Genomic DNA, 258 nt, shown 5'->3' with positions numbered 1-258 from the left:
GCCTGGAGCGGGAGGTACAAGGCCTGGGGTTTGGCGGAGGAGCAGCGGAGTGACGGGGCGAAGTGGGCGGAGATTCGTAATCCGCTACGCTTTCAGGGGCAGTATTGGGATGTTGAGACGGGGCTGCATTATAACCGGTATCGGTATTACGCACCTGAAATTGGTCGTTTTATTGTTAGAGATCCCATTAGTTTTATTGGCGGACTAAACACTTACGCATATGCCTCAAACCCTATCGAATGGATAGATCCGTTTGGC

Annotated in this window: 1 protein-coding gene; it reads left to right on the top strand. The window is 51.9% G+C overall.

Features of this window, described 5'->3' with window-relative positions; all coding sequences use genetic code 11:
- Positions 1-258: RHS repeat-associated core domain-containing protein (locus tag FQ664_RS26360; protein WP_144175930.1), on the top strand; the 258-nt coding region annotated here is incomplete at both ends.

This window comes from Pseudomonas persica, from assembly GCF_900291015.1.
Taxonomy (GTDB): domain Bacteria; phylum Pseudomonadota; class Gammaproteobacteria; order Pseudomonadales; family Pseudomonadaceae; genus Aquipseudomonas.
Note: the sequence above shows the minus strand (reverse complement) of the source record. Positions and strands in the feature narration are given on the sequence as shown.